Raw genomic sequence first — 19,158 nt, forward strand, 5'->3', positions numbered from 1 at the left:
GTCCTTACAACGTTGTAGGCTCGGAGGGCGCCGACCGGGGAGCCGACGGCATCGAGGCGATCGGGGGTGGGCGATGGCGGCAACGCTGCACGACGTCGCGCGCCTGGCCGGCGTGTCGATCAAGACCGTGTCGAACGTCATCAACGACTACCCGCACATCCGCCCCACCACCAAGGAGCGCGTCGAAGCCGCGATCGCCGAGCTGGGCTACACCCCCAACCTCACCGCGCGCAGCCTGCGCTCCGGGCGCACCGGGTCGATCGCACTGGCCGTCCCCGACCTCGCGCTCGCCTATTTCGCCGAGCTGGCGGCATCCGTCATCGCCGCGGCCGAGGCCTCGGGTTTCGTCGTCACGATCGAGCAGACCGGCAGCGGCGGGCGGCAGCGCGAGCTCGACCTGCTCACGAGCCCGCGCCGCAAGATGAGTGACGGCCTGATCTTCAGCCCGCTCGAGATGAGCCAGGACGACGTCGCGCACCTGGACGTCGACTACCCGCTGGTGCTGCTCGGCGAGCGCATCTTCGAGGGGCCCACCGACCACCTCACGATGCGCAACGTCGAGGCCGCGCGCGCCGCCACCGAGTACCTGATCGACTCGGGCCGGCGCCGCATCGCCATCGTCGGCGCCCACGAGGGCGAGCTGATCGGCTCGGCCGCCCTGCGCCTGCAGGGCTATCGCGAGGCGCTCGAAGCGCGCGGCATCCCGTTCGACGGCCGCCTCATCGGCGGCTCCATCGAATGGCACCGCGCCAACGGCGCCCGGTCGATGCGCGAGATCATCGAGCGGGGCGTCGGCTTCGACGCCGTGTTCGCCCTGAACGACACGCTCGCCTTCGGTGCCATGCGCGCTCTGCAAGAGGCGGGGCTCCGCGTGCCCGACGACGTCGCCGTCATGGGCTTCGACGACATCGACGAGGCCCGGTACTCGATCCCCTCGCTCACAACCGTGGACCCCGGGCGCGCCTGGATCGCCCGCACCGCGGTGTCGGCCGTCATCGAGCGCATCGAGGGTCTCGGCGCTCCCCCGCGCCTGCTGCTCGCCGACTTCGAGATCGTGCAGCGCGAGTCGGCTCCAGCCGTCGCCCGCTGACGCTCGCGCCCCGCGCGCGCTCGTCACGTCTTCCGCCCCCCTCTCGTTCATCCGTCACAGATGTACGCGCGAGGGCCGGAATCGCGTACATCTGTGACGGCTGAACGGGAGGGGAGGGACGGATGCCGCGGCCCGCGGCCTACCGCAGCGCCCGGGACGCGGCATCCGGTCACTCCCCGGCTGGCCATTCCACGAGCGGCCAGCCGTCGCGCCACTGCAGGGGCAGCAGGCCGAGGCGGAACTGGCCGTCGAGGTTCGCGTCGTACCAGTGGAAGGCGAGCAGACCACCCGACGCCGACTGCCCGCCGGGACCCACGCGGCTGCCGTCGGTGGCGAGCACCGGGGTTCCGCCGTCTTCGAGCAACGACACGCCGTCGGCGTCGACGTACTGCCCGGTGACGTCCTTCGACCGCCCGACGGCGATGTTGTACGTGCTGTCGGCGCCCTTGCAGCAGGAGTCGCGCGAGACGAACAGATAGAAGTAGTCGTCGTGCCGCACGATGTACGGCGCCTCGACGGCGTTAGGCGGCGACTGCCGGTCGGCCAGCCGCAGCGGTTCGTCGTCCTCGGTGCCGGCGGCGCGCAGACCGCTCGGCCACTCGAGCGGCACCATGCGGATGCCGCTCCAGAACGAGCCGAAGGCCATGTAGGGGTTGCCGTCGGCGTCTTCGACGATGCCGGGATCGATCGCGTTGAAGTCGGTGCCGGTGGATTCGATCACGATGCCCTGGTCGACCCATTCGTAGTCGGGGTCGTCGGGATCGAGCGTCGTGTTCGTGGCCAGCGCGATGAGCGAGGTGTTCTTGCCGAACGTCGACGCCGAGTAGTACAGATACCACGTGCCGTCGTGCTCGTAGAGCTCGGGAGCCCAGAGGTTGTCGACGCCCGGCACGGCGTCGGATAGCCACTGGGGCTTCTCGTCCCACACCGTGCCGGCGTCCTCCCAGTCGGCGCCGTCGGCCGACCGCCGGATCTGGATGTTGCCGTCGCCGATCTGCCCGTTGCCCGTGGAGTAGATGAACGACGGCTCGCCGTCCGTGCCCGCGACGAACGCGGGGTCGTGCACGAATGTGTCGCCGGTCAACTCCGGCGCGGCGGGCGTGCCGGCGCACCCGGTCGCCGCGACGGCGACGGCAAGGAGGAGAGCCGCCACCGCCGCGAGTCTCGACCTCATGCGAGCGCGATCGCCGACCACGACACCGGGGGCAGGGTGACGGTCAGCGTGTCCGCCTCGAGCGCGACGCCCTCGAGCGTCTTGAGGCCCACGCGCTCCTGATCGGCGAGCGTGTTCTTCGCGTACACGTCGTCGTCCCACAGCGTGACGGCCTCGGTGACAGCGGCGACCCCGAGCTCCCACACGTCGACGGTGACCGTGATCGCCTCGGTCAGGCTGCGGTTCACGAGGAACACCGCCGCGGCGTCCTCGTCGACGGTGACCACCGAGTCGACGAGCGGCGCGTCGCCGTAGACCGCGGTCGGGTAGGTGGCGGCGTCGATGCGGGGCTTCAGCACCTCGCCGCGCGCGAGGCGCGAGGTCACCGAGAACGGGAAGAACGTCGTCTGGCGCCAGGCCGGCCCGCCGGGCTCGGTCATGATCGGCGCGATCACGTTCACGAGCTGCGCGAGCGAGGCCGAGGCCACCCGGTCGTGATTGTTCAGCAGCGTGATCATGAGGTTGCCCAGCACGACGGCATCCGCCACCGAATAGACGTCCTCGAGCTGACGCGGGGCGTAGCGCCACTCGTCGTTGACCTCGTCGGACTCGCGGTGCTCGTCGAGGTACCAGATGTTCCACTCGTCGAACGAGAGCTTGATCTTCTTCTTCGACTTGAGTTTGTTGCCCACGTGGTCGGCGGTCGATACGACGGTCTCGATGAAGTACTGCATGTCTAGCGACGATGCCAGGTACGAGCCGAGGTCGCCGCCGCGCTCCTGGTAGTACGCGTGGCACGAGATGAAGTCGACGTGGTCGTACGCGTGCTCGAGCACGGTGCGCTCCCAGTCGCCGAACGTCGGCATGGCCGAACCCGACGACCCGCACACGACGAGCTCCAGGGTGCGGTCGGCGGCCTTCATCGCCTGCGCCGTGCGGGCGGCCAGCTTGCCGTAGTCGTCGGCCGTCATGTAGCCGGTCTGCCAGGGGCCGTCCATCTCGTTGCCCAGGCACCACATCTTGATGCCGTGGGGCTCGGGCGTGCCGTTGGCGATGCGCTGGTCGCTGAGCGCCGTGCCCGACGGGTGGTTGCAGTACTCGAGCAGGTCGAGGGCGGCCTCGATCCCGCGGGTGCCGAGGTTGACGGCCATCATGAGCTCGGAACCCGTGAGCTCCAGCCACCGGGAGAACTCATCGACGCCGACCTGGTTGGTCTCCAGCGAGTGCCAGGCGAGGTCGCGCCGCACCGGACGCTGCTCGCGCGGGCCGACCGAGTCCTCCCAGCGGAAGCCCGAGACGAAGTTGCCGCCGGGGTAGCGGATGGTGGTCGAGCCGAGTTCGCGCACCAGGTCCACGACGTCGAGGCGGAAGCCGTCCTCGTTGGCGGTGGGGTGGCCGGGCTCGTAGATGCCGTCGTAGACGCAGCGGCCGAGGTGCTCGACGAACGAGCCGAAGATGCGGCGGTCGATCGGGGCGACGACCGCCTCGCGGTCGACCGAGATGCGGGCGGTGGCGGGTGACGTGGTCACGTTTCTCCTCCAGGGACGGGCCGGCTGCGGGCAGCACGGCATGGCGGTGCGGGACGAGCCCGCGAGTTCAGTGGTGTGGTCTCAGTGGCCGGATGCCGCGGCCGCGGGCAGGGGGTCGGCGCGGAGTTCTGCGGCGACAGGGTCGGCGGCATGGCGATCCGCGGCGCGGGGATGGTCAGGATCCAGCGCCGCCAGCCTGTGGTCGACGAACCACCCCGCGACGAACAGGACGATGGCGAACCCGACGAGCGGGATCAGCATGGGAAGAAGGCCCAGCGCGATGCCGACCACCGCGAGCGTGACGAGCAGCGCGAGGCTCATGACCGGCGAGGTGAACGGCAGCACGGCGGCGTAGCGCAGCACCGCTCCGGGGGTCTCGGCATAGCGGACCGCGACGGTCAGCGCGGCCGTGAACGCGAGCAGCGCACCGGCGCCGACCACCCACGTGAATCCTGCGAGGGCCGCCGACACCGCCCCGTCGAGCGCAGACAGCACGGCCGTGTCGAGGGCGAGCAGCACAGCGATGACGCCGAACGGCAGGCCGATGAGGTTGGCACACCAGAACCGGGAACGGTAGGTGCGGGCGAACGTCCGCACGAGCCCCGACTCGAGCTCGCCGTCCCGCATCAGCGTGAGGCATGTTGTGGCGGCGAGCGCAGCCGGAGCGAGGCCCAGCACCACGAGTCCGACGACGGTCCCCAGCACGAACAGCAGGTTCACCACGATGAGGGCGGCGACGACCCGCAGCCACGACATCACGCGGCCGGCCCACCCGGATTCGGCGATCATGCCGCCGCCTTCGAGCCGGTCCACACGACGCCCTCGGCATCGAGGCCCGCGAAGGCCAGCACCGGCCGCTCCGACACGGGGTCGAACGCGCCGAACACGACGGCATCCAGCACGACGTCGCCGTCCGCGGCCGCCACGATGAGCGGCGTCGTCAGCGGCTGCCCGTCGGTGTGGGCGGCGGCGACGATCCGAAGGCGGACGGATGCCACGACGCCCCGCTCGGCCGGGTCGAATCGCACGACGTCCCAGTCACCCGAGACCGACTCGGGCGCGGGCAGGCGCTCGGTGTCGTAGCCCGCGAACGGATGCGGCGACACGAGCGGCCACCCCGAAGCCGTGACGTGGACGCGACGGATCTGCGCCTCGTGGCGTGTCGGGTCGTCGGCGTGGCGCACGTGGTGGACGAGGAACAGCCGTTCGCCGTCGCGGAACACCGAGTTGTGGCCGGGCGCGATCCACGCCGTCCCGCCGGCGAAGCGATGGCCGCCGAGGATCTTCGTGCCGACGGCATCCGGGTCCTCATCCGTCACGTCGGTGAGCGCGCGGCCCTTCGCGTCGACGTACGGTCCGGTGACCTGGTGCGCCGACGCGACCCGCACGCTGTAGCTGTCGAACAGCGAGTCGTACGAGACGAACAGCACGAAGCGGTCCTCTTCGGGCCGGTACACGATGTACGCCCCCTCGACCGCGCCGTCGACGCTCGCCGGCCGTCGCGCGATGAGCGTGCCGATCTCGCCCGGGTTCTCGGCGAATCCCGTCTGCTCATCGAGCGGCAGGATGTGGATGCCGCCGAAGAACGAGCCGTACGTCAGCCACGGCCGCCCGCCCCGGTCGAAGACCACGGCGGCGTCGATGGCGTTGTGCCCGTCGAGCCGGTGCGTCGTCGTCACGACGGGACCGGCATCCGTCCAGGGTCCTGCCGGCGACGCTGCGGTCGCGAGCCCGATGACGGACGTGCGCGAGCCGAACGTCGACGCGGAGTAGTACATGTGCCACCGCGGGGTGCCGTCGGCCGTAGGCCAGCGCACCACCTCGGGTGCCCACAGCCCCTCGGCGCCGGTGTGCGCGAGTGCGGTGGCGGGCACGCCGTCCAGCGCCGTGCCGACGAAGGTCCACTCGACGAGGTCGGGCGATGTGCGCACGTGCACGCCGGCGGGGATCTCGTCCACGCCGACCGCCGCGTCGGTCGAGAACATGTACCACTGGCCGTCGTCGCCGCGCACCACGGTGGGGTCGTGGGCGTTCAGCGTTCCCCAGGTCGTGGGGTTGGTCGAAAAGCGGGACATGATCAGCCCTTCGCTCCGGTGAGGGCGACCGATTCGATGATCTGGCGCTGGAAGATGACGAACACCGCGAGCACCGGGATCAGCGCGATGAACGAGGCCGCCATGATGAGCGGGTAGTCGGTCTGGCTGGCGTACGTGGCGTTGAAGCTCGCGATGACGAGCTGCAGCGTCTGCTTCTCGGGAGAGTTCAGGTAGATGATCGGCGCGAGGTAGTCGTTCCACACCGCCATGAACCACAGGATGAACTGCGCCGCGATCGCGGGGCGGATCGCGGGGAAGATGAGCGTGAAGAAGATGCGCAGGTAGCCGGCGCCGTCGATCTTCGCGGCCTCGATGATCGAGTCCGGCACCGAGTCGAGGTACTGCCGGATGAAGAAGATCATCACGATGTTGCCGAACACGCCGGGCAGGATCAGCGGCCACAGGGTGTCGACCATGCCGAGGTCGGCGAACAGCTTGAACTGCGGGATCATGATCGTCGGGAACGGGATCATGATGGCGGCCAGCAGCATCAGGAACAGCACGTTCTTGCCCGGCAGGCGCAGCTTCGCGAATGCGAAGGCCGCGAGCATCGACGTGATGGTGCCGATGATCGTGACGGTCGCCGACACGATGACCGAGTTGACGATGCCCGACAACAGCGGGCCCGCCGACCAGACCCGCACGTAGTTCTCCCACATGACCGGGTCGGGGAGCCACTGCGGCGGCAGCGCGAAGACGGCTTCGCGGGTCTTGAGCGAGGTCGAGAACGTCCACACCAGCGGCGCGATCATCACGATGCCGCCGATCGACAGCACGATCGTGAGGATGACGTTGACGATGCCGTACGCGCCGTACCAGCGGCGGCGTCCGGCCGAGTTTCCGGTGGGTCGGCCGATGCGGCGCTTCGGGAGCTTGCGCCCCGGCGCGCCCTCGAGGTCGGAGTTCAGGGCCGACACGGCCCCGGGAGTGGTGAGCGTCATGATGTGCCTCAGTCGATCGAGAACTGGAAGCGGCGGTTGAGCCGGAACTGGATCGCGGTCACGACGAAGACGAGCAGGCCGAGGACCACCGACATCGCCGTCGCGTAGCCCATCTGCAGATAGTTGAACGCCTTCTGCCAGATGTACCAGACGATCGAGGCCGAGCTGAACTCGGGACCGCCTGTGGGGGTCATGATGTTGATCTCGATGAAGATCTGCGCGCCGCCGATGATGCTCGTGACGACGAGGAAGAACGTCACCGGGTTGAGCATCGGCACCGTGATGTGGCGGAACTGCTGGAACGCGCCTGCCCCGTCGAGGGCGGCCGCCTCGTACAGGTGCCGCGGCACCGACTGCAGGGCGGCCAGGTACAGCAGCATCGAATAGCCGAGGCCCTTCCACACCGCCATGATGATGATCGCGGGCTTGACGGTGTCGGGGTTCTGCAGCCAGTTGGGACCCTCGATGCCGAACAGCGCCAGCACCTGGTTCACGAGGCCGAAGTCGCCGTTGTAGGCCCACTGCCACAGGATCGCGACCGCCGCCAGCGACGAGATCACCGGAACGTAGTAGACCGTGCGGAAGAACGTGGTGCCGCGCATCTTGCGGTTGAGGGCGAGCGCCAGCAGCAGCGACAGCACGAGCCCGATCGGGATGCCGATCATGTAGAAGATCGTGTTGCCCATCGCCTGCCAGAAGTAGCGGTCGTTCGCCATCTCGACGAAGTTGGCGAGGCCGTTGAAGACCGGCTCGCTCAGACCGTTCCACTTCGTGAACGAGGCATACACCGAGAACACCAGCGGGTAGCCGGTGAACACCAGGAACCCGACGATGGGGATCGCGACCAGCGCGAGCGCGGCGCGGTGTTCGCGGCGGTGCAGCCGCGAACGACGGACGGGGGTCGTCGTCGACATGATCAGCCTCGTTTCGAGAGATTCAGGAGAAGTGGATGCCGCACCCCGGGCCCTCGGGGACGTCCGAGGTGCGGCATCCTGTCGATCTGCGGGGTCAGCCGCGTCAGGCTTCGACGAGCTCAGCCGATGCCGGCTTCGGCGTTCGCCTTGTCGAGCATCTCCTGCATGCGGGGCTGGACCTCCTTCAGGTAGTCGGCGGCCGTCTGCTTGCCGTCGAGCACCGTCTGGATGTTCTTGTACAGCTCGTCGTACCACTCGGCACTGTAGGTGGTGTTGGCGGGGAGCGCCCGGCCGTAGTCCTGCACGACGTCGAGGAACTCCTGCTTGTTCTCGGGCGGGAGCGTCGAGGAGGTGACCCACTCCTGGGCCATGTCGATGAGGTTGGGGATCTGCACGCCGGCGTCGACCAGCGACTGCTGAGCGGTGGGGTCGGTCGACAGGTAGATCGACAGCTTCGCCGCCATGTCGGGGTCCTTGGTGGTCTCGCTCACGGCGATGCCGAGCGTGCCCGTCCAGGTCGCGGTCTCACCGGTCGAGCCGACCGGCCAGGGGATGAGGTCCCAGTCGAAGTCGAGCTTCTCGTACGTGGGCACGTCCCACGGGCCGACGGGGAAGAAGCCGATCTGTCCCTGCATCCAGCGCTGGTAGGTGTCGAGGGTCTGCGCGTCGGTGGCCGACGGGGTCACGCCCTCGACGTTGGTGAGGTCGGCGAAGTACTGCAGCGCCTCGGCGAACTCGGGGGTGTCGACCGTGACCTTGGTGCGGTCCTTGTTCAGCCAGTCGCCGCCGTTGGACCACACGAACGCCTGGAGGTTCCACACGACATTGAGGCCGGTGCCCCACTGGTCGGGGGTGCCGTCGCCGTTGGTGTCCTGCGTGAGCTGCTTGGTCACGGCGGTGAACTCGTCCCAGGTGTAGGGCTTGTCCTTGTCGGGCAGCGGGATGCCGGCCTTCTCGAACATCGTCTTGTTGTAGCCGAACGAGAACGGGCCGACGTCCTTGGGCATCGCGTAGATCGCGCCCTGGCCCATGAGCTTGCCGTCGAAGCGGTAGCTGTCGACGCCGTACTGCCACACGTTGTCGAGGTCGAGGTCATCGTCGCCCTCGACGTACTCGGTGATGTCCTTGATGATGCCGGTCTTGACGTAGGCCTGCACGCTGCCCGGGTCGACGTAGAACACGTCGGGGACCTGCTTGCCGGTGATCGCGGCCTTGAGCTTGGTGTTGTACTCGTCGGCCGTCGTCATGATGATCTTGACGTCGACGTCGTTGTCTTTCTCGAACTGCTCGATCGCCGCGGTGTAGGCAGCCTTCTCGGCGTCGCTGCCGCGGAACATGAAGGTCAGCTGCTCGGTGCCGCTGTCGCCCGATCCGCCGCCTGCGCAGCCCGACAGCGACAGTGCGCCGACCGCCAGCATCGCCGCCGCGGCGATGACCGGCTTCCGTGACTTCGTCATCACGTTTCCTCTCGTAGTGCTGTGTGATCAGCCTGCGGGATCCCGAGGGGATCGATCGCCGCTGACCGGTGGTGTCCGTTGATTTACAACGTTGGAATGACTGGGTGGAGAACAGTGTGCGACGCGATCGGAGGCGCTGTCAAGCTGTCCGGGAGAAAAAGTTCCAACGTTGTAGAAGCGTAACCGACGCACGCGCGTCGTTCACCGAGCACTGTTCGGTTTATGATGCCTCAGCCCGTCATCGCCGACGGGCGCTCACAGCACCCCCGGAGTCCCACATGCGCAAGCGCTGGATCGCGCTCATCGTCGTCGCATCCGTCCTGGTCGTCGCCCTCGTCGGCGTGTACTGGGCCGGCCGCAGTCTGTTCCACATGCCGACCGCGAAGGGAGTCGACTCTGTGGTCGGCGAACTCGGCGGCACGCGGGTGCTCGGGGTCTTCGCGCACCCCGACGACGAGCAGACCGTCAACGGCCTGTTCTGGCGTGCCAAGACCCAGGACGGCGCCTACACCGCCATGATCACCGCCACGCAGGGCGAGGCCGGCCACCAGGTGCCCGTCGTCGCACGTCAGGAGGACCTCGGCGACATCCGCAAGGCGGAGGCGCTCAAGAACAGCTTCAACCTCGGCGTCGATGAGCACGAGGTGTGGGACTACCCCGACGGCGGCGTGCCCGAGGTGGACGAGCAGGAGCTCGTCGACCGCGTCGCCGACACCATGAAGCGCATCCAGCCCGACGTCGTCGTGGCGTTCTGGCCGGAATCCGGCGCGACCGGCCACAAGGACCACATGCGCATGGGCGAGGTCACCGAGAAGGCGATCGCCCAGCTCGAGGACGAGGACGGCTCGTACACCGGCCCCAAGCACATCGTCTACACGATCAGCCCCACCAAGGCCCTGGAGATGTTCGGCGGCGAGGCCGGCGCGTTCGTCGTGAAGAACCAGCCCGACCCCGAGTACGCGATGTCGGCCGAGACCGGCAAGAAGATGGAGGGCTGGAAGATCCACTCCTCGCAGGAGAACTACCTCCAGGAGGCGTACCACCTGCCCGCCTGGCTCGTGTATCTCCTGTGGGACCAGGAGTTCTACCACGTCCGCGATCTGCAGGCCGATCCCCTGGACTGACCCCGCGTGCGGCAGTCGACAGGTCGGGGCCCCATCGGCAGGGACGGAGTGGATGCCGGGCGCCCGGCATCCACTCGCTCACTGCGTCAGCGGTTCACGCCCGTCCCTGCGGGAGCCGGCTCGCGGGCGGGCCAGACGACGAGCAGGAAGGCGGCGATCGGCCCGAGGAAGAACGTCAGCAGGAACCACGTCCACGCCGAACGATTGCGCGTGCGTGCGAACCCTCCCGCCAGGATCGCGACGGTCAGCCACAGGGCCGAGACGATGGAGCTGAGAGCGGCGACATCCTGCATGCGCGCAACGCTAGCGCAGCCCGTCGACGCGAGCGTGCGCTTCGGCGGAGGAGCGCGTCGCCCTACCGGATCGACTTGACGAGAAGCTCGTCGGTCTCTGTGGCTTGACGCCTGGTGCCGCCGTCATCCACGTACTCGTACGTCGTCGTGCTGATCTCGCCCGTCGCCGAGTACCCCAACCGCTCATACAAGGCACGAGCACGCGGGTTGTCGAGCCCGACGCCGACCGCGAGCGAGCTCCCCGGCTGCATCCGGATCTCAGCCTCGCGGATGATCGACGTGCCGATTCCTGAACCCCTGTGGCGGGCATCGACGTGGAGGTTCTTCAGCTCGGGCGGAGTCGATCGCCAGTCGAGCTGGCCGGAGCCCACCGGATCGGCGCCCACCCAGGCAACGAGAAGAAGACTGAGCCCCTCCTGCTGAAGCCGCCACATCGCCTCGACGAAGCCCTTGCCCTCCGGCTCAGTGCGTGCGATCAGCTCGACGTCACGCTCTGCCAGCTCGCGTACGTCGACCCGATGCGTTGCGTCCATGCGCGCAACGCTAGTGGATGCCGGGAGCCCGGCATCCGCCCCCCCCTACGCGCTCGCGCTGCTCAAACCTTCATCCGCGCCCGAACCACACGAGCGCGAATGCAGGTTTCGACAGCGCTGGCGCCGCGAGCGACCTGCGGTCAGATCACCGACTCGCTCCACGGGTCGGGGTTGCCGAAGCGGTGCGCCGTGATCGTGACGGACTGCTCGTGCAGGAACGGGAGCAGCTCCAGACGGCCCGCTGTGGTGACCTCGTTGTCGTAGACGGCGAGGTCGGGGTCACCGCCGACAGCCTGCGACACGAGGGTGTGCAGCGCGGCGACCGACTCGGCCTGGCCGATCAGCCGCACGCGCGAGGGGCGCGGAGCAGGAGTCTCGTCAGCCACGGCGTCGAGCAGATCGTCGGGCGCCGTGATGCGCTGCAGCCATTCGGCGTCGTTCTCGACGTACACGGCGATGCCCTGGTCCGTCAGCACGCGGCGCACCGCGGCCGGCAGGCCGACCGGCGCGCTGAGCGTCAACGTCGACCCCGCCCGCAGACCCGCCACGACGACGCGCAGCACGGACTGCCATGACGCGTCGGCGGTGGCGCGCAGGGCGACGGAGCCGATCGGGCGATAGCGGAACAGGTTGCGCTCGACACCGAGCCCCGACACGTCCTTCACCTGGCCGAACTCGCGGTCCCACGCGATCGCGTCCGACAGCGCACCGCGGCGCAGCCACTCGAACGCCTCATAGTCCAAGGACGGCTGCGCGGCCTCGATGAGCGAGGCGATGCGCGTGTCGAGCCCCCGCAGATGAAGGGTGGTGGATGCCGGCGCCCCCGAGGTCGCACGCCACCGGCCGAGGCCGACAAGGTAGTTCGGGCCGCCCGCCTTCGCGCCGGCGCCGACCGAGGAGCGCTTCCAGCCGCCGAACGGCTGCCGCTGCACGATGGCGCCGGTGATGCCGCGGTTGACATAGAGGTTGCCGGCCTCGACGCGGTCGAGCCACAGCGCGAGGTCGTCGGGGTTCTGCGTGTACAGCCCCGCGGTGAGTCCGTAGGCGACGGCGTTCTGCAGCTCGATCGCGTGCGACAGCGAGGTCGCGTGCATGACGCCGAGCACGGGCCCGAAGAACTCCTCGTGGTGGAACCGCGAGCCGGGCTGCACGCCCACCCGGACGCCGGGCGTCCACAGCCGGCCGCGGTACTCGGGTGCGTCGTCGACACGGCGCGGCTCGACGAGCCACTGCTCCCCCTCATCGAGCGTCGTGAGCGCCCACTCCAGCTTGCCGCGGGGCGCCCCGACGACCGGCCCGACCTCGCTGAGCGGATCCGACGGCGGGCCCACCCGCAGCGAGTTCACCGCATCCACCAGCTGGCGCGCGAAGCGGCGCGAGTGCCCGACGGGGCCGACCAGGATCGCGATCGACGCGGCCGAGCACTTCTGGCCGGCGTGGCCGAACGCGCTCTTGACGAGATCGGATGCCGCGAGGTCCAGGTCGGCGGTCGGCGTGACGATCATCGCGTTCTTGCCGCTGGTCTCGGCCAGCAGGGGCAGGTCGGGCCGCCACGAGCGGAAGAGCGCCGCCGTCTCCCAGGACCCGGTGAGGATCACGCGATCCACCGCCGGGTGCGACACGAGCGTCCGCCCGAGGTCGCCCTCATCGATGTCGACGAGCGCGAGCACGTCGCGGGGCACCCCGGCCGCCCACAGCGCCTCTGCCACGACGGCCGCGCACCGCCGCGCCTGCGGCGCCGGCTTGAACACGACACCCGAGCCCGCGGCGAGCGCGGCGAGCACCCCGCCCGCGGGGATCGCGATCGGGAAGTTCCACGGCGGCGTCACGACGGTCAGGCGCGCCGGTTCGAACACGGCGCCGCTCACGCGGTCGAGCTCGCGCGCGGTCGCCGCGTAGTAGTTCGCGAAATCCACGGCTTCGCTGACCTCGACGTCCGCCTCGGCGAACACCTTGCCCGTCTCCGAGGCGGCGACCTCGATGAGCTCGCCGCGGCGTGCCTCCAGCGCGCGGGCCGCGGCCGTCAGCACGCCGGACCGGTCGGCCGCGGGCAGCGAACCCCATCGGCCGGCGGCATCCGTCACCCGCGCGATGATGGCCTGCAGCGTCTCGTCGTCGGTGACCCGCGCCGCCGCGATGGTCTCGTCGCCGGCGCGGGACGTCTCGATGCGGGAGAGGATGCCGCGGGCCCAGGCGCGATTGGCCGGCAGCGCGGGGTCGCTGTCGGGCGTGTTGCGGAACCCCGGTGCGCCGGCCGCGCGTGCGTCGGTCTGGCGCGGGGCGAACACCGCCGTCTCGATGAAGGCCTCGGCGCCGAACACCTGCTCGGGGACGGCGGGTTCGAGCGGGGCGGTGTCGGTGGATGCGGCCGAGCGCGCGATGCCCATGACGGCCTGGGTGAGGCCGGCCTCGTCGGCCCGTCGCAGGCGCGCGCGCAGACGCGGCGGCTGATCGCCGGTGGCTGCGTCACCGTCGGCGGCCGCCAGCTCGGCGGCCTCGGCGAGCCGGTCCTGGTCGCGCTTCGGTCCGAGCGCGAGGGCCGGGTCGTCGGCGCGGTCGAGCGACGCGAGGAAGCGGTCGCGCTCACGCTCGAACATCGCGGGGTCGTCGGCGAGGTCGAACGCGGCGGAGAGGAAGTTGTCGCTCGACGCGTTCTCTTCGAGCCGGCGCACCAGGTAGCTGATCGCGACGTCGAACTCGTCGGGCCGCACCACCGGCACGTACAGCAGCACGTGCCCGACCTCGCGCGCGACCGCGGCGACCTGGCCCTGCGCCATGCCGAGCAGCATCTCGAACTCGACATCGGGACGCACCCCGGCCGCCCCGGCCAGCAGCCACGAGTACGCGATGTCGAAGAGGTTGTGGCCGGCGACGCCGATCCGCACTCCGCGGGTGTGTGCCGGATCCAGCGCGTGCCGCAGGCACCGCACATAGTTGGCGTCCGAGTCGACCTTGGCGTCATAGGTGGCGAGCGTCCACCCGTGCATGACGGCATCCACCCGCTCCATCGCGAGGTTCGCGCCCTTGACGAGCCGCACCTTGATGCGCGCGCCGCCGGCGTCGACGCGCTCGAGCGCCCACGCCGTCAGCTCCTGCAGGGCGGGCAGCGCGTCGGGCAGGTAGGCCTGCAGCACGATGCCCGCCTCGAGCCCGCGCAGCCGCGGGTCTTCGAGCAGCCGGATGAACACCGCGATGGTGAGGTCGAGGTCGCGGTACTCCTCCATGTCGAGGTTGATGAAGGTGCCATCGGCCGCGGCCGTCAGGTACAGCGGCAGCAGGCGCTCGACGACGTTGTCGACGACCTCGTCGAACGCCCACATCGAGATGTGGCTCGCGATCGCCGACACCTTGACCGAGACGTAGTCGACGTCGGGGCGGCGGATGAGATCGTGGATGCCGTCCAGCCGGCGCCGCGCCTCGTCTTCGCCGAGCACCGCCTCGCCGAGCAGATTCAGATTGAGTCGCGCGCCGCCCGCGCGCAGCTGCTCGATGGCCGTGCCGAGCTTGTCGGGCCGGGCGTCGACCACGAGATGGCCCACCATCTCGCGCAGCACTCGCCGCGCGATCGGCACGACCGGCGTCGGCAGCACCGGTGCGACAGCGCCGCCGACGCGCACGGCCGAGCGCAGGTACCAGGGCAGGAACCCGGGCACGAGCGGTGCGACCCGGTGCAGGTGGGACGCCGCCGCCGACAGGCTCTCGGGACGCATCACGCCGTCCACGAACCCGATCGTGAACGGCAGGCCGTTCGGGTCTTTCAGCACTCCGGCCAGCCGTTCGGCCGCGGGATCCGCCTCGACCTCCGCGCTCTCGGCCGTCCACCGCTGCGCCAGCGCCACGGCATCCTCGACCAGATCCCGATGGGCTTGCGGTTCCATGCGCGCTCCGTCCGCCTCTGCGTTCACCTGAGTGACTCCAGCCTGCACCTCTTCGTGCGCGATCGGCTCGACATGTGCCATGCGTCCAGGGTGCGGCATCCATTCATTCATGAAAAGCGAGCATCTATGATCTGTATCGTTCGATTCTGTCGATGGGATGCCGGTGCTCGAACTTCGCCGTCTCAGGCTGCTGCACGAGCTCGCGCTGCGGGGAACGCTCGCCGCCGTCGCCGACGCCCTGTCGTACAGCCCGTCGACGATCTCGCAGCAGCTCGCGCTGCTGGAGAAGGAGGCGGGCGTCGCACTGCTCGTCCCGGACGGGCGACGGGTGCGCCTCACCGAGCACGGACGCGTGCTGGCCGCCCACGCGGCGCGCGCGCTCGACCTCGACGAGCAGGCCAGGGGCGAGCTCGAGTCGCTGACGCCGGGACTCGCTCCGGTCCGCGTCGCAGTGATGCAGACGGCGACGCTCGCCCTGCTGCCCGGGGCACTCGGACTGCTGAACGAGCGTGCGCCGTCGTTGCGCGTCGAACTCGTGCAGCTGCCGCCGGAGCAGGGCCTGTTCGAACTGACGGCGCGCGGCGTCGACCTCGTGATCGCCGAGCAGTACCCCGGGCACACTCGCGCGCACGTCGCCGGGCTCGAGCGTGAGGTGCTGGGCACGGACCCTCTTCACCTGGCGGTGGCACCCGCCGATCCCGCCGGTTCGCTCGATGATCTGCGACAGCGGGCGTGGGCGATGGAGCCCGCGGGCACCGCGGCCCGCCAGTGGGCGGTGCAGCAGTGCCGTGCCGCCGGGTTCGAGCCCGACGTGCGCTTCGAGCTGGCCGATCTCACCGCCCACGCACGGCTGGTCGCGGCGGGTCAGGCGGTGGCGGTGCTCCCCGACCTGCTGTGGACCGGCGCGCCGGCACCCGTCCGGCTGCTCGACCTTCCGGGGCGTCCCGCACGCGAGGTCTTCCTGGCGCAGCGGATCGCGTCACGCGACCGCGCGGGCATCGTCGAGGTGCGCCGTGCGCTGCGCGATGCTTTCGCCGCGAAATGACCCGCGCCCGGCCCTCTAGGCTGGGCAGGTGTCTGAGCAGCCTCCCGCAGCCCCCGCGCGGAAGAGCCGCTTCACCTGGGTGCGAGCGGCGACCGATCGCGTGCCCACGGCGTGGTTCGCGGCGATCGGCACGGGCGTGTTCCTGGCCGCGACGGCGGCGTTCGGCGGGCTGGCGGAGGCGACACCGCCACCGCTCGCCGAGCTGAAGCCGGGCGAGGCTCACGTCACCGACATGCGCACCCTCACGGTCGTCAAAGCCGTGCTGATCGACGAGCTTCCGGGATCGGGCACCTGGCCCGAGGACGGCGAGCGCGTGCTCGCGGTCGTGGTCGACGTCACGAACAACTGGGATCAACCCCTGCGCACGACGGGAGCGTGGAGCGTGGAGGAGTCGTTTTCGATCAAGGGCCTCGAGAGCGACCGCGACCTCGGCGATGACGAGAAGGACCCCGGGCCGAGCGTCGCCCGCTATGACGACACCACGCTCGGCCCGGCACTGCAGCCGGGAGTCCCTGCCAAGATCGTCTACTCCTGGGCGGTGGACGCCGACGACTATCAGGCTGGTGACGAGCTCGAGGTCGCCCTCGATGACATGACGCTGTACACGGCGTCGTTCGTCGCCCAGGGCAGCAACTGGCAGGATCCGGTGCCGACGGCGACCATGTCGCTGCCGATCGAGGACGTCGGCGCCGGCGTGGAGGAGGAGGGGTCCGGTGACGGCTGAATATGCGCCCGCGACCACGCCCATCGCCACGACGTCATCGTCCATGCTCCCGTCATGGGCCGCGTGGACCATCGGCCTTATTTTCATCGTCGCAGCCTGGTTCGTCTCGCTGGCGACGCCGGGCGACGTGCAGAAGAAGGCGCCGTTCGAGGTGCCCGCGACGATCGGTCAGGCCGCCACCGGGCGGAACATCGCTGTGACCTTCACCGACCTCCGTCGTGCCGACACGGTGAATGCGACGGCCTGGTCGGCCGAGGGGAACTGGCTGGTCGTGGATCTGGATGCGGAGGCCGTTCTCACCGAGACAGGAGCCTCGCTCCGCTCTGCACAGCTGCGGATCGACGGCAAGCAGTTCGACGCGAGCGAGCGGCCGAAGTCGTTCTACCGGGGAGCGCTGCACGTCGGCGTCCCGCAGTCAGGCAGCCTCGCGTTCGAGCTGCCCGCCGACCTCCGTGCCGGCGAGGGCCGGATCGAGCTGGCGCTCAACGGCGTCAACCCCGAGCTCGACTCGATGATCGTGCTGACAATCGACCTCGCCGACGTGCCTGCGGTCGACGAGACGGACCTGCTGACGACGGGATGGACCAACCCGTGACCGGATGGTGGCGTTCCAATGCGGTCGCGCTGGGCGCAGTCCTGGTGCTCGTGCCGGCGACCTACGCCGCGATGGCGTGGAACGAGTGGTCGGAGACGCTGCAGGGCACACCGACCCAGCCGATCCTCCTGCAGCCGGGTGAATCGACCGAGTACGTGGGTGCGACGATCGGCCCGGTCGCGGCGGAGTACGGCGAGTTCCCCGATGCCCCGCAAGGCGGCAAAGTGATCACGGTCGAGATCCAGATCGATCCCGCGGGCGCCGAGTTCGCGTGCTCCACGCCCGAACTGCACGAGACCGGCGGCCTGGAACGACAGTGGAGCTACACCACCGATCTGGGCCGGGAGTGGGACGACGACCTGCATACCGGGTGCGACTCCGAGCTGACCGAGCCCTATGCGATCACGGTCGACTACCTCGTCGCCGAGGACGTGTCGGGGCCGTTCACCGTCTGGCTCGCGTCCAAACCCGGGCTGCCGGAGTTCGTGAGCGCCGTCGTCGACCCCTGATCCGTGACCGCCTGCGGCGACGAAGAACCGGATGCCGCGGCATCCGTCTCTCCCCCCGCGAGGCGTCCGCGCAGTCGCCCGATGACGCCGTCGTAGCCGCCAGCCACGAGCGCGATGCGCACAGGCTCGATGAGGACCGGGGCGATCAGGAAGATCAACTGGTCGTTGATGAACCAGAAGCTCAGAGGCTGTGGGCCGAACGCACGCGGAATCGCCCATTCGAGCACCCCTTGCACCCAGAGCAGCAGGGTGTAGAGCAGCACGAATCCCCCGATGAGCACCGGCCCGGCGCGCCACATCAGCACCAGCGCGTTGCCGATCGGCGTGAACCGGCTGATGAGCTCGCTCCAGATGTCCGCCAGGCGTGAGCGGAGGCGTGCCGGCAGCGATGTGTATCGCGTGCGGATGCGGCGACCCACCTCGCCGCCGAGTTCCGTCGCGTCGATCGCCTGCGGCGCGACCGCCTGCCCGTACAGCACGCCCGCGATCGTCAGCCACGCGATCGGCAGCAGGATGATGCCGCCGGCCTCGCCGAGCAACCAGTCGGTCGCACCCCACAGCCAGCCGAGCGGCACGAACACCGACTCCATCAGCGACCGGATGTCGCCGAGCCACACCATGCCCTGCCGTGAGCCGACCCATGCCGTGACGGCTCCGACAACATCGGAGATGACGATCGCCGCGAAGTACACCCACACGGCTTCGAGGTAGGCCGCGATGAACCCGAACCCGCGCGGAAGACGATCGCGATGGCGCTTGAGCAGCCAGCGCAGCGCGAAGGCGACGACCACGATCGCGACGGTCAGGGGCGTGGCCGTGACCATCCCGCCCACCCCGTCCCCGCGAGCTTCGTCGGTCAGCAGTCGCCCGGTCGAGAGCTCCAGCGCACGGAGCGAATAGGCCACCGCGTCTTCGCGCAGGTACCCCCATGCCGCGTAGAACGCGAAGAACGGGAGGATGCCGACCATCAGGGCGTCGAAGAACTCGCGGCGTCGGGTCGGACCGTCGGTCGGCAGCGGGGCGATCGCCCGCAGCTGCCGCATGCCGTCGCGCAGCACCAGGAACATGGCGACCAGCGCGACGAGTCGCACGAGGATCGCGATCGGCAGCAGCAGCGATCCGGCGACGGCGTTGTACGAGCCGACCCATCCCGCCACCTCGATGACCCCGTACCGGACGAGGATCGCACCGAGATACAGCGCCAGCAGCACCGGCCAGTGCCGCCACAGCAGGCGGCCTGCGGTGCGCAGCACGGCGAGCAGATCGGTCACCCGCCT

Annotated in this window: 17 protein-coding genes; 6 read left to right on the forward strand and 11 right to left on the reverse strand. The window is 69.7% G+C overall.

Annotated elements, in window-relative coordinates:
- Nucleotides 1-73: 73 nt before the first annotated feature.
- Nucleotides 74-1,090 carry a LacI family DNA-binding transcriptional regulator gene (locus tag IF188_RS02910; protein ID WP_191170243.1) on the forward strand — a complete coding sequence of 339 codons (1,017 nt, stop codon included), beginning with the start codon at nucleotides 74-76 and terminating at the stop codon, nucleotides 1,088-1,090.
- Nucleotides 1,091-1,259: 169 nt separating this feature from the next.
- Here IF188_RS02910 and IF188_RS02915 read toward each other — a convergent pair whose 3' ends face one another.
- The 7 genes from IF188_RS02915 to IF188_RS02945 form a co-directional block, all read right to left on the reverse strand.
- Nucleotides 1,260-2,243, reverse strand: a complete 984-nt coding sequence (locus IF188_RS02915; RefSeq protein WP_318152739.1) for an arabinan endo-1,5-alpha-L-arabinosidase — start codon at nucleotides 2,241-2,243, stop codon at nucleotides 1,260-1,262.
- Between the two features lie 17 nt (nucleotides 2,244-2,260).
- Nucleotides 2,261-3,772 (reverse strand): arabinosylfuranosidase ArfA, encoded by a 1,512-nt coding sequence (gene arfA, locus IF188_RS02920; RefSeq protein WP_318152740.1) that lies wholly within the window; start codon nucleotides 3,770-3,772, stop codon nucleotides 2,261-2,263.
- An 81-nt stretch (nucleotides 3,773-3,853) separates the two neighbouring features.
- Nucleotides 3,854-4,561 carry a YesL family protein gene (locus tag IF188_RS02925; RefSeq protein ID WP_191170246.1) on the reverse strand — a complete coding sequence of 236 codons (708 nt, stop codon included), beginning with the start codon at nucleotides 4,559-4,561 and terminating at the stop codon, nucleotides 3,854-3,856.
- Nucleotides 4,558-5,847 carry an arabinan endo-1,5-alpha-L-arabinosidase gene (locus IF188_RS02930; protein ID WP_191170247.1) on the reverse strand — a complete coding sequence of 430 codons (1,290 nt, stop codon included), beginning with the start codon at nucleotides 5,845-5,847 and terminating at the stop codon, nucleotides 4,558-4,560. The genes IF188_RS02925 and IF188_RS02930 overlap by 4 nt, the downstream gene beginning before the upstream one ends.
- A 2-nt stretch (nucleotides 5,848-5,849) precedes the next feature.
- Nucleotides 5,850-6,809 carry a carbohydrate ABC transporter permease gene (locus IF188_RS02935; protein ID WP_191170248.1) on the reverse strand — a complete coding sequence of 320 codons (960 nt, stop codon included), beginning with the start codon at nucleotides 6,807-6,809 and terminating at the stop codon, nucleotides 5,850-5,852.
- Between the two features lie 8 nt (nucleotides 6,810-6,817).
- Nucleotides 6,818-7,723 carry a carbohydrate ABC transporter permease gene (locus IF188_RS02940; protein WP_191170249.1) on the reverse strand — a complete coding sequence of 302 codons (906 nt, stop codon included), beginning with the start codon at nucleotides 7,721-7,723 and terminating at the stop codon, nucleotides 6,818-6,820.
- Nucleotides 7,724-7,842: 119 nt separating this feature from the next.
- A complete protein-coding gene (locus tag IF188_RS02945) occupies nucleotides 7,843-9,180 on the reverse strand; it encodes an ABC transporter substrate-binding protein (protein ID WP_191170250.1) in 1,338 nt (445 codons plus the stop codon).
- Nucleotides 9,181-9,458: 278 nt separating this feature from the next.
- On the opposite strand from IF188_RS02945, the gene IF188_RS02950 reads away from it, so the two are divergent.
- Nucleotides 9,459-10,304 carry a PIG-L deacetylase family protein gene (locus IF188_RS02950; RefSeq protein ID WP_191170251.1) on the forward strand — a complete coding sequence of 282 codons (846 nt, stop codon included), beginning with the start codon at nucleotides 9,459-9,461 and terminating at the stop codon, nucleotides 10,302-10,304.
- Between the two features lie 86 nt (nucleotides 10,305-10,390).
- On the opposite strand, the gene IF188_RS02955 is transcribed toward IF188_RS02950, so the two are convergent.
- The 3 genes from IF188_RS02955 to IF188_RS02965 all read right to left on the reverse strand — a co-directional run bounded on the left by IF188_RS02955 (nucleotide 10,391) and on the right by IF188_RS02965 (nucleotide 15,008).
- A complete protein-coding gene (locus IF188_RS02955; protein WP_191170252.1) occupies nucleotides 10,391-10,597 on the reverse strand; it encodes a hypothetical protein in 207 nt (68 codons plus the stop codon).
- A gap of 62 nt (nucleotides 10,598-10,659) precedes the next feature.
- Complete coding sequence (locus IF188_RS02960) at nucleotides 10,660-11,130, reverse strand: GNAT family N-acetyltransferase (protein WP_191170253.1); 471 nt, start codon at nucleotides 11,128-11,130, stop codon at nucleotides 10,660-10,662.
- Between the two features lie 140 nt (nucleotides 11,131-11,270).
- Entirely contained in the window at nucleotides 11,271-15,008 is a 3,738-nt protein-coding gene (locus IF188_RS02965; protein WP_191170331.1) for a proline dehydrogenase family protein, read from the reverse strand.
- Between the two features lie 163 nt (nucleotides 15,009-15,171).
- On the opposite strand from IF188_RS02965, the gene IF188_RS02970 reads away from it, so the two are divergent.
- Genes IF188_RS02970 through IF188_RS02985 form a run of 4 tightly spaced genes read left to right on the forward strand, consistent with a single transcriptional unit; the run spans nucleotide 15,172 to nucleotide 17,881 of the window.
- A complete protein-coding gene (locus IF188_RS02970) occupies nucleotides 15,172-16,053 on the forward strand; it encodes a LysR substrate-binding domain-containing protein (RefSeq protein WP_191170254.1) in 882 nt (293 codons plus the stop codon).
- A gap of 28 nt (nucleotides 16,054-16,081) precedes the next feature.
- Nucleotides 16,082-16,777 carry a hypothetical protein gene (locus tag IF188_RS02975; protein WP_191170255.1) on the forward strand — a complete coding sequence of 232 codons (696 nt, stop codon included), beginning with the start codon at nucleotides 16,082-16,084 and terminating at the stop codon, nucleotides 16,775-16,777.
- Complete coding sequence (locus IF188_RS02980) at nucleotides 16,767-17,372, forward strand: hypothetical protein (protein WP_318152741.1); 606 nt, start codon at nucleotides 16,767-16,769, stop codon at nucleotides 17,370-17,372. Before IF188_RS02975 ends, IF188_RS02980 begins: the two co-directional genes overlap by 11 nt.
- Nucleotides 17,357-17,881 (forward strand): hypothetical protein, encoded by a 525-nt coding sequence (locus IF188_RS02985; RefSeq protein WP_191170256.1) that lies wholly within the window; start codon nucleotides 17,357-17,359, stop codon nucleotides 17,879-17,881. Before IF188_RS02980 ends, IF188_RS02985 begins: the two co-directional genes overlap by 16 nt.
- On the opposite strand, the gene IF188_RS02990 is transcribed toward IF188_RS02985, so the two are convergent.
- Entirely contained in the window at nucleotides 17,785-19,152 is a 1,368-nt protein-coding gene (locus tag IF188_RS02990; RefSeq protein WP_191170257.1) for a hypothetical protein, read from the reverse strand. The genes IF188_RS02985 and IF188_RS02990 overlap by 97 nt on opposite strands.
- Nucleotides 19,153-19,158 lie beyond the last annotated feature (6 nt).

Source organism: Microbacterium helvum (assembly GCF_014779795.1).
Taxonomy (GTDB): domain Bacteria; phylum Actinomycetota; class Actinomycetes; order Actinomycetales; family Microbacteriaceae; genus Microbacterium; species Microbacterium helvum.